This is a genomic window from Synechococcus sp. 60AY4M2 (genome assembly GCF_002760375.1).
Lineage (GTDB): Bacteria > Cyanobacteriota > Cyanobacteriia > Thermostichales > Thermostichaceae > Thermostichus.
The window spans coordinates 374,507-382,804 of record NZ_AUMZ01000001.1; the positions used below are offsets into that span (position 1 = coordinate 374,507).

4 protein-coding genes and 1 pseudogene are annotated in these 8,298 nt (G+C 63.6%); 3 read left to right on the forward strand and 2 right to left on the reverse strand.

The annotated features are described in order from the left end of the window. Both SYN60AY4M2_RS01645 and SYN60AY4M2_RS01650 read left to right on the forward strand, forming a co-directional pair. Positions 1-130, forward strand: a pseudogene (locus SYN60AY4M2_RS01645) (IS200/IS605 family transposase); the annotation flags it as partial. Positions 131-445: 315 nt separating this feature from the next. Beyond that, complete coding sequence (locus SYN60AY4M2_RS01650) at positions 446-4,408, forward strand: magnesium chelatase subunit H (protein WP_099812157.1); 3,963 nt, start codon at positions 446-448, stop codon at positions 4,406-4,408. Between the two features lie 60 nt (positions 4,409-4,468). Here SYN60AY4M2_RS01650 and SYN60AY4M2_RS01655 read toward each other — a convergent pair whose 3' ends face one another. Both SYN60AY4M2_RS01655 and SYN60AY4M2_RS01660 read right to left on the reverse strand, forming a co-directional pair. Next, the gene (locus SYN60AY4M2_RS01655; RefSeq protein WP_011430174.1) at positions 4,469-5,311 is read right to left on the reverse strand and encodes an A24 family peptidase; all 843 of its coding nucleotides are present in this window, start codon (positions 5,309-5,311) and stop codon (positions 4,469-4,471) included. Between the two features lie 76 nt (positions 5,312-5,387). Further along, positions 5,388-5,588: a hypothetical protein gene (locus tag SYN60AY4M2_RS01660; RefSeq protein WP_041438278.1), complete on the reverse strand. Its 201-nt coding sequence runs from the start codon at positions 5,586-5,588 to the stop codon at positions 5,388-5,390. Between the two features lie 445 nt (positions 5,589-6,033). Here SYN60AY4M2_RS01660 and SYN60AY4M2_RS01665 point away from each other — a divergent pair, with 445 nt between their 5' ends. Then, a complete protein-coding gene (locus SYN60AY4M2_RS01665) occupies positions 6,034-8,289 on the forward strand; it encodes a ComEC/Rec2 family competence protein (protein WP_099812158.1) in 2,256 nt (751 codons plus the stop codon). Positions 8,290-8,298: the final 9 nt, after the last annotated feature.

Genomic DNA, 8,298 nt, shown 5'->3' on the forward strand with positions numbered 1-8,298 from the left:
TGCGAGAGGAAAGTCAACGGTACAATCGCCGCGGTCATGTTGTGGGCGGGCGGTTGTTCATCTTATTTTTTGGCCAAAGAGAAGGAAAGAGGTCTTGGTAGGAGAAGTCAGGAAGAGGTTGTTTGAGCTATGAAACTATATCAACGACCCCCATCATGGGTAAGCCACTAAAGTGGCTAGCGGGCTTTTCCGCCCCGCACTCAAGTGCGGGGCTACCAAACTATCCTTTTGTGTAGGAGAGCCGCTCTGGGCCCTTCCAGGTCTGGATCCTTGAGATCTCCTCAAGAGAAGAGCCCCCTTTGCAATTATTGCGAATTGTTACGAGACTGGCGTCATGCCCCCGGCAGGGATCCGGTTCTCTGGTAGAACGGGAAACAGGTGCTAGGGAAGAATGCCCATTCCCGGCCCACTTGCTTTTTTGCATTGCACAAGGGAGAGCGACCGCATGTTTACTCTGGTTAAGCCCATCACCCGCCACGTGGCCCCTGACGAGCTAGGGGGGCGCCGACTGATGAAGGTGGTGTACGTGGTGTTGGAGCCGCAGTATCAGAGTGCTCTGACAGCAGCGGTGCAGCGCATCAACGCCCGCAACCCCAAGCTGGCGGTGGAGCTGTCTGGCTACTTGGTGGAGGAGCTGCGGGATCCCTCGGGGTATGAGGCTTTCCGGCGGGATCTGGAGACGGCCAATGTTTTTATTGGCTCCCTGATCTTTATTGAGGACATCGCCCAGAAGGTGGTGCAGGCGGTAGAACCCCTGCGGGAGCGGTTGGATGCGGTGGTGGTGTTCCCCTCCATGCCGGAGGTGATGCGCCTGAATAAGCTGGGATCCTTTTCTATGGCGCAACTGGGCCAGTCCAAGAGCGCCATTGCCCAGTTCATGCGCAAGCGCCAGCAGGGATCCAACTTCCAGGAGGGGATGCTGAAGCTGTTGCAGACGCTGCCCAAGGTGCTGAAGTACCTGCCCTTTGACAAGGCCCAGGATGCCCGCAACTTCATGCTTAGCTTCCAGTACTGGCTGGGCGGATCCCGCGAGAACCTGGAGAACTTTTTGCTGATGCTGGCGGATCGCTACCTGCCGGGGATGCGGGATCAGGTCAAGTTTGCCGAGCCGGTCACCTATCTGGAAATGGGCATTTGGCACCCGCTGGCGCCGCAGATGTTTGCCAGCCTGGCGGAGTATTGGGATTGGTACAACGCCCGCGAGGATCTGCCAGAGGAGGTGAAGGATCCCTTGGCCCCCTGCGTGGGTCTGGTGCTGCAGCGCACCCACCTGGTGACGGGGGACGATGCCCACTACGTGGCCATGGTGCAGGAGCTGGAGTCGCGCGGGGCGCGGGTGGTGCCGGTGTTTGCCGGCGGCTTGGACTTTTCCAAGCCGGTGAACGAGTTTTTCTGGAACGAGCAGAAGACGGCGCCAATTGTGGATGTGGTGGTGTCGCTAACCGGGTTTGCCCTGGTGGGCGGGCCGGCGCGGCAGGATCACCCCAAAGCCGTGGAGGCGCTGCAACGGCTCAATCGTCCCTACATGGTGGCACTGCCCTTGGTGTTTCAATCGACAGAGGAATGGGCCAATAGCGACCTGGGGCTGCACCCGGTGCAGGTGGCGCTGCAAATTGCCATTCCCGAACTGGATGGGGCCATCGATCCCATCATCCTCTCAGGGCGGGACGCCGTCACCGGCAAGGCCCATGCCCTGCAGGATCGGATTGAGTTGATTGCGGCGCGGGCCATCAAGTGGGCCAATCTGCGGCGCAAGCCCAAGCTGGAGAAGAAGATCGCCATCACCGTTTTCAGCTTTCCGCCGGACAAGGGCAATGTGGGGACAGCGGCCTACCTGGATGTGTTTGCCTCCATCCACCGGGTGATGCAGGCGCTGGCCCACAACGGCTATGACCTGGGGCCAGAGCTGCCCAAAACGCCGCAGGAGCTGATGGAGTCCATCCTGCACGATCCCCAGGCCCAGTACGCCAGCCCGGAGCTGAACGTGGCGGCCAAGCTGTCGGTGCGGGAATATGAGGCCCTGACGCCCTATGTCAAAGCCATTGAGAAATACTGGGGGCCGGCGCCGGGGCACCTGAATACCGATGGGCAAAATCTGCTGATTTACGGCAAACACTTTGGCAACCTGTTCATCGGGGTGCAGCCCACCTTTGGCTACGAAGGGGATCCCATGCGGCTGCTCTTTTCGAGATCGGCCAGCCCCCACCACGGCTTTGCCGCCTACTACACCTACCTGGAAAAGGTTTGGAAGGCCGACGTGGTCATCCACTTTGGCACCCATGGCTCTTTGGAGTTCATGCCGGGCAAGCAGATCGGCATGTCGGGCGAGTGCTACCCGGACAATTTGATCGGATCCCTGCCCAACTTGTACTACTACGCCGCCAACAACCCCAGCGAGGCCACCATCGCCAAGCGGCGCGGCTATGCTTGCACCATCAGCTACCTGACGCCGCCGGCAGAAAACGCCGGCCTCTACAAGGGGCTGCAGGAGCTGCGGGAGTTGATCGGCTCTTACCAAAGCCTGCGGGAAGGAGGACGCGGCATTCAGATTGTCAATGCCATCTGCGACAAGGCGCGCCTGGTCAACCTGGACAAGGATGTGGAGCTGCCCCAGGTGGATGCGGCCCAGCTCACCCTGGAAGAGCGGGACACGGTGGTGGGCAAGCTCTACGCCAAGCTGATGGAGATCGAGTCGCGGCTGTTGCCCTGTGGCCTGCATGTGATCGGGGCGCCCCCCACGGCGGAGGAGGCCATCGCTACCCTGGTGAGCATCGCCAGCATCGACCGCCCGGAAGAAGGGATCCTCGGCCTGCCGCGCATCCTCGCCCAGAGCCTGGGCCGAGACATCGACGAGCTCTACCGCAACCGGGATCAAGGGCACCTGGCGGATACGGAGCTGCTGGATCGCATCAACAAGGCCTGCCACAAGGCGGTGGCGGCCCTGGTGCAGGAGCAAACCGACGCCCAGGGGCGGGTCTCGCGGGTGGCCAAGCTCAATTTCTTCAACATGGGGCGGCAGGCGCCCTGGCTGGTGGCCCTCAAGGAGGCGGGCTATCCGCAGGTGGAGGCGGAGCTGCTCAAGCCTTTGTTTGAGTTTTTGGAAGAGTGCCTCAAGCAAATCACGGCCGATTATGAGCTGGGATCCCTGCTTCGCGCTTTGGAAGGGGAGTACATCCTGCCGGGGCCGGGCGGGGATCCCATCCGCAACCCCGCTGTGTTGCCGACGGGGCGCAACATCCACGCCTTGGATCCCCAGTCTATCCCCACGGCAGCGGCCATTAAGTCGGCGGAGATGGTGGTGGAGCGGCTGCTGGCCCGCGAGCTGAGCGCCAACGGCGGCAGGTACCCGGAAACCATCTCGGTGGTGCTCTGGGGCACGGACAACATCAAGACCTACGGCGAGTCGCTGGCGCAGGTGCTGTGTTTGCTGGGGGTGCGTCCCCAGCCGGATGCCCTGGGGCGGGTGAACAAGGTGGAGCTGATCCCCTTGGAGGAGCTGGGGCGGCCCCGCATTGACGTGGTGGTCAACTGCTCCGGCGTGTTCCGGGATCTCTTTGTCAACCAAATGGCCCTCCTCGACCGGGCGGTAAAGCTGGCGGCCCTGGCCGATGAGCCGCTGGAGCTGAACTATGTGCGCAAGCACGCTCTGCAGCAGGCCAAGGAGCTGGGGCTGACGCTGGAGCAGGCGGCAACGCGGGTCTTTTCCAACGCTTCTGGCTCCTACTCGGCCAACATCAACCTGGCGGTGGAAAACAGCTCCTGGGAGGACGAGAGCGAGCTGCGGGAGATGTACCTCTCGCGTAAGTCCTTTGCCTTCGGATCCAATCTGCCCAACCAGCAGATGCGGCAGCTGTTTGAGGCCAGCCTGAAGACGGTGGACGTGACCTTCCAGAATCTGGATTCGTCGGAGATCAGCCTGACGGATGTCAGCCACTACTTCGATGCGGATCCCACCAAGCTGGTGCAGAGCCTGCGCCCGGACGGCAAGGCCCCCTCGGCCTACATGGCGGATACCACCACGCCCAGCGCCCAGATCCGCACCCTGAGCGAGACGATCCGCCTCGATGCTCGCACCAAGCTGCTCAACCCCAAGTGGTACGAGGGCATGCTCAAGCACGGCTACGAAGGGGTGCGGGAGATCGCCAAGCGGCTGGTGAATACCTCCGGCTGGTCGGCCACGGCGGGAGCGGTGGACAACTGGATCTACGAGGAAACCAACGAGACCTTCATCAAGGACGAGGCGATGCGGCAGCGCCTGATGAACCTCAACCCCCACTCCTTCCGGCGCATCGTCGGCACCCTGCTGGAGGTGCACGGGCGTGGCTACTGGCAGACTTCCCAGGCCAACATCGAGCGCCTGCAGGAGCTGTACCAAGAAGTGGAAGACCGGATCGAGGGGGTGGAGTAGAGGCCAAAAGGGATCCCTGCCGATCGTTGCCGTTGCCACTGGAAGAGGGGTGAGGGAGTTCTACCCCAGCAACCCCGACCAGCGTAGGTAGGCCTCGATCAGGGGGGATCCCGCCAAGGCGGCCACGGCGCCGCCTAGAGCCAAGTAGGGGCCGAAGGGGATGGGTTTGCCCAGGCGGGCCCTTCCCCCGGCCATGGCCAGCAGGCTGCCCAGCAAACCAAGCCCAGAGCCCAAGATGAGGGCCACCAACACCCCTTGCCAGCCCAGCCACATGCCGATCAGGGCCAGCAGCTTACCATCTCCTCCGCCCATGGCCTCCCGCCGCAAAACCCAACGGGCGACAAAGCCAATGCCTTCCAACAGCCAGATGCCCAGCACGGCGCCCGCGATCCCGGCCACCAGTGACCAGCCCATGGCGGCCAGGGATCCCGACCCTTCCAGCCAGGGCAGCGCCAGGCGGGCCAGCAGCCCCGCCAGCAGGCCGGAGCGGGTGAGCGACTCCGGCAGCCAAAACGTATCCAGGTCAACCAGGGCCAGCGCCAGCAGCCAGCCCAACAAGACACAGGTGAGGAGCCCGCGGGGAGAAAATCCCAAGATGGCGATGCTGAGGCCGAACAGCCCCATGGTCAAGGCTTCAACGGCAGGGTAGCGCCAGCTAATCTGCGCCCCGCAGTGGCGGCAGCGGCCCCGCAGCAGGAACCAGCCCAGAATGGGGATGTTCTCCATCGGGCCCAGGGGCGTCTTGCAGTGGGGACAATGGGAGCCGGGATGGAGCAGAGAAAGACCTTGCGGCAGGCGATAGACCACCACATTGAGAAAGCTGCCCACACAGGCCCCCAGCACCAACACCAGCACCCAGACCAACAGGCGCAGCTCCCAGGTGCTGGCAAGGAAGTCCACCATCGCAGCCGTCCACAGGGAGAAAAAGAGGCTTGCTCTGCTATCGTAGGCGCCTAGGCTCGGCTTGGGCAGAAGGGCCTCAGCGGAGCGGCTCCAACTGCTGCAGCGGAATGAAAGTTTCTTGGGGCAGCAGGATGGGAAACTCAGAAAAGATCAGATCCCCTCGCAGGGTACGGCGATGGATGACCACGCCCCGCGGCGGCTGCTCCAGCACCTCCGGTCGATACTGCAAATGGTATTGATAGATCTGGCGAGCTGCTTGCAGCAAAGCGCTGTCCATGTGCGGTTTCCCCACCTCGCAAAGCCCACTATCACCCTAACGACCCTGCCAAGATTCTCTGGGATCCCTAACGTTCTGTCCGCCCCTTTTGAGCATTTTTAGAAACGCTTAAGCTTCCTTAAGAGCGGCGGATCCCTTGAGCTAGACGCTCACTCCTTTGACCAGAGGCGGGCCGATCCGCCTCGCCTCTCGGTAGCTTAAACCCTAGGATATCGCCGTCAAGAGCCAGTGGGCCATCTTTCCCAATTCTTAAACTTGCAAGAGGAAGGATCTGGAGGGTGCGTTGCCCATCTGGCGGGAGCATGCGGCTGGTGGCGAGCGCCAGCCCTAGGCCGGATGCAGTTTGCCTCTGTCTTGCGGGGTCGGCAACCGGTCAAGGTTAAGACAACGCCATGGATCCCGCCTGAGCGCGAGAGTACAGTGGGGGCAAAAGCGCTGAAGAGGGATGGAGAGAACCTATCTGCTGGGGCTGGGCTGGATCCTGGGCCTGTTGCTGCGGGCCTGGCCGGCGGCGAGCGGCTGGGGCTGGGGGATCCCGCTGGCTTTGGGATTGGCGGGATCGCTGCTGTACCGGCGACGACCGCGCTTGGCCCGCACCTGGCTGGCGATGGGGCTGGTGGGGTGTCTGGCCTGGGCCTACCTGGGCTGGCGGCAGCCGGTTCCCGGCCCGACGGATATCAGCCTTCTGGCCCCGCAGCGGCAGATGAGCCTGGTGGGCACCGTTCTTTCGGAGCCCCGCCCCACCCGCAGCGAGCGGCGGCAATTTTGGCTGGAGGCGGAGCAGGTGCTGGAGGCCAACCAAACGGCCCGCCAGGTAAGCGGCAAGCTCTACGTCACTGCCAGCCCTGAGGCTCTCCCAAGCCAGGATCTCCATCCCAACCAGCGGGTGCGCCTGACGGGATCCCTCTACCTTCCCAGTCTCGCCTTAAACCTGGGCAGCTTTGACTTTCAGGCCTATCTGCAGCGGCAGGGGGCTTTTGCCGGCTTCATCGCCCGCGAGGTGATCCCCCAGCCGGGGGGAAGGGGCTGGGGAGGTTGGGTGCTGCGGCGGCGGGTGCGGGAGGCGTTCATTGCCGGGCTGGGGGAGCGGCAGGGGAACCTCTTGGCTTCCTTGGTGCTGGGATCCCGGGCTGCCCAGTTGGATTTTGATTTGCAGGATGCCTTTCGAGAAGTTGGCCTGGCCCATGCGCTAGCGGCCTCTGGGTTTCACGTGTCGCTGCTGGTGGGGGTGGTGTTTGTCCTAACGCGGCGGCTGGCGGTACGCCTGCAGCAGGGGATCCTCCTGGCGGTCTTGGGGATTTACCTGGCCTTGACGGGCTTTACCCCTTCGGTGCTGCGGGCGGCGGTGATGGGGGCAGCGGCCATGCTGGTGTTGACGGAGCCAAGACTGGAAGGAAAAGTTAGGCTTAACCCCCTGGGGACGCTGCTGGTGGCGGCGGTTTTGCTGTTGATCTACCAGCCGCTGTGGATTACCGATCTGGGGTTTCAGCTCAGCTTTGCCGCCACCCTGGGCCTGCTGGTGGGGGCAGGGCCGATTGGATCCCGGCTGGACTTTTTGCCGCCGGCGGTGGCCACGGCTCTGGCCGTTCCGCTGGCCGCCCAGATCTGGACGCTGCCGCTGCAGGTGGCCATCTTTGGCCGCATCCCCACCTACTCGCTGCTGGCCAACCCGCTGCTGCTGCTTCTCTTGGTGCCCCTGCTGGTGGCGGGGTTTGGGGTGGCTTTTGTGGCCTTGCTCTGGCCGGGGCTGGGATCCCTGCTGGCCCGGCCCTTGACGTTTTTGATCACGCCTTTGATCAACTGGGTGGGCTGGATGGCCAGCTGGCCCCTGAGCTCCTACTACACCGGCAGGGTCTCGCTGCTCCAGTGTCTACTTCTCTACGGGGCGCTGGTGGCTTTGACCTTTTGGCCCCGCTGGCGGCGGGCTTTGCGCTGGCAGGGCACTGCTCTGATAATGGCCGCCATCCTCTTGGGGCCAAGGCTGTGGCCGGGGCCGCCGGTCGAGATCACCGCTTTGGCCAGTGGCCGCCTCCCCGTCCTGGCCATCCAAGCCGAAGGACGCCACCTCTTGCTCAACAGCGGCGATCCCCGCCTGGCCGAGCGCACCGTGTTGCCCTTTTTGCGGCAGCAGGGCCTGCGCCGTCTGGAGGGGGCGGTGGCCATGACCTCTGCCGGCTCGGCCAATGGGGGCTGGGAGATCCTGCTTTCAGCTTTCTCCATCGGGCAGTTCTGGGACGGGGGCGGCGTCAATGCCGCCTCGGACAGCTACCTGCGCTCTCTTAGCGCCGTGCAAGCTGCCGGGATCCCCTATCAAGTCTTGCGGCCTGCCGACCGGATCCCCTTCTCGGAGCGGCTGAAGCTGCAGGCCGTCCACACCAACCCCTTGGTGTTGACCTTGGAGGCCGAGGGATCCCGCTGGCTGCTCTTGGGATCCGCCGGCCCCCCTGTCCAGGCGGAGCTGACCGGATCCCCCTTGCTGCCGGCCCAGATCGACTGGCTGTGGTGGGATGGGGGATCGCTGATCCTGGACTTGCTGGAGCGCTTTCAGGTGCAGGCGGGCATCAGCTCCGGCCCTGTTGGCGAGGCAGTGACCACCTGGTTTCGGCAAAAGCAGCGGCCCCTCTACATTGCCGAGCGCGTTGGAGCAGTAACCTGGTCGCCCCGGGGCGTGCAAACCCTGCGGGCGCCACTGGACGGATAGGTGGCTTGG